Source organism: Stenotrophomonas sp. P5_B8, from assembly GCF_054049855.1.
In genome coordinates, this window is record NZ_JBFULO010000559.1 from 1 (window position 1) to 2047 (window position 2047).

The 2047-nt window shown below is 53.7% G+C and carries 2 protein-coding genes; both read right to left on the reverse strand.

The annotated features are described in order from the left end of the window. Positions 1–222: 222 nt before the first annotated feature. Complete coding sequence (locus ACXJKH_RS19305; RefSeq protein ID WP_457321789.1) at positions 223–1086, reverse strand: hypothetical protein; 864 nt, start codon at positions 1084–1086, stop codon at positions 223–225. A gap of 142 nt (positions 1087–1228) precedes the next feature. Next, complete coding sequence (locus ACXJKH_RS19310) at positions 1229–1933, reverse strand: DarT1-associated NADAR antitoxin family protein (protein WP_457321791.1); 705 nt, start codon at positions 1931–1933, stop codon at positions 1229–1231. Positions 1934–2047: the final 114 nt, after the last annotated feature.

The window sequence follows — 2047 nt, forward strand, 5'->3', positions numbered from 1 at the left end:
GAGGCTATGCCTCTGGGCAATTTTCAGCGCAGTTGAAGCGGGCGTCAGTGCTTGCCGCGCGGAAATCTCGTGCCAGTAAGAGCGAGGTATAAAGGCTGGCGCGAGCAGTGTTGTTCAGGACAGCTGTCGGCTCTGTGTTGCCGCAGTGTGTGTTCTATAGATATCGCGTCATGGTGCGACCCGTGGGGATAGAGCTCAGATGCCTAAACTGATCGGGCTTTGCTAATTGCTTTCCTCGTTGAAGAGGAACCCGATGTGATTGACAGAATTGATATCTGCCGTGAAGCGCAGGGAATTTGACTGCCTGGCGATATCAAAAAGAAGAAGATAGTGCCCGGCCAAGTCTTCGATATTCGAAAGGCTATAACGGCGCAAAATGTCCGCAACGTGGCTCTGATGGATAGAGATACGGAAGTCGCTCTCAGTCGGTCCGAAGTTTGAGTAATAGCAGCTGCCGCGAGCCCAGAAGCGCAAAGGGCGCACGACGCCCCAGAACCCATGCCATTGCTGAGTATGACGTCCGACCTGTGCATCTTCAAAGCGCACGAACGCATCATGCACGGCCACTTCCGTGCGATTGGGATCAGGCATCCGAAGCGTTAGCGGGCTTGTCTTGAAGCTTGGCCAATGCACTAGCTGTTCCAGGAGCTTCTGGGGGCCGCGCGACACGGAGTTCGTTGATCGTGTTCGGTCGCCGCCGCTACGAGATCGACTTTCGCTGTCTTCGGGCTCACCGATAGCAGCGCTTTCATCTGATCCCTCTTCCTGATCAGTAACAATTCGAACGATCAGCGTTGTGTTCTGCTGCTCCCAATGAGCCACCGTCTGATCGCTGTTGTCGTCCTCCCAAGGGTCGCCATAGCTTCGAGTGATGTCGCACTCGTCCCCATGGGGAAGGGCATAAAAATGCGCAACTTTGCTGCGCCGTCCTGCGCTGGGTCTTGACGCCGATCTGAAATGAGCCGTTGCCTCGCAATAGGGGCAACGCAGATGCGGCTTCAATGCACGACGAGCAAGCGGATCTAGGGCCGCCACCTCTTGGGCCGTGTATTCCTGGTCACTTCGACGATCCTTTGCTCTATCCATCAGACACCCCCTGTCTTGATGTGCATGCTTTCAAGTGTTGGGCGGCCAGTCAAGCGGATACACCTTTGAGACAGGCGACCGGGATATAGAGGTTGAAGACTCGGAGGAAAATGATGCTAATCGAGATAAAAGTGCGAAAAACTCAAATCAATGGGCTTTGGATGGTGCTATCTTCGTGTGCATTACTAATGACGCCGGTCTTGATGGTCGACAGGTATAGGCCCTTGTCTTTGAGCATTGTTTCGCTCAACAATCCTCGCTCATGAAGCGAGACATAAAGCGCCGCCGCATAGGCTTGGCAGTTGATCGATTTGTCCGGGTTGAATGCAATGTCCGAAAACGCGCGGTATGTGAGCACGAGTTTGGCAAGGTCCGGTTGCTTGTGCAGCGCGTTGATGTACAGCCAGTCATAAAATGCTGTTCTTGGTTCCAGTTCCCAATCAACATTGAAGAAGTGGAACTTTATCAATCGGCCGCTTTCTTTCAAGCGCGGATCGCGCTTGGCGTCAAGGGAGCGCGCGTTCAGCAGATCTTTGTAAGGTCCGCCATTTTCGAAGACCTTGCTTGCTTGAAACGCGCACTCCAAGCTGAACTCCCGCTCATGCTTGACTGTCTTGATCATCAAGTTAAAGGCACTCAGATCAACGCCTAGCGGATCAGGTGACTTGCTAGATATCTCCAAAACTCGATCAACACCAAGCTGCCGCTGAGCTTGGCTGTGAAGTGATGCAATGGACTTCTGAGACTGGCTTATGGCCATGCCTGGGTGCCACTGAAACTCCACATGGCGAGTAGAGACGAGCATGGGCCCATCGAAGCTTGGCATGAAGATGGGACGTGTAGCCACTAGCTCGCCTGCCAATGTTGGTAGTCAGCGCGCGGATAGAAAAAGTTCGGGAACGACAAGACGTTCGCGCCCGGGTGACTTACTCGGAGGCGTTGTGCGGTGGATTCATTGCTC

Bases quoted from the DNA above. Each gene is read 5' to 3' on its own strand.
- ACXJKH_RS19305 (WP_457321789.1), bottom strand. From the start codon at position 1,086: ATGGATAGAGCAAAGGATCGTCGAAGTGACCAGGAATACACGGCCCAA.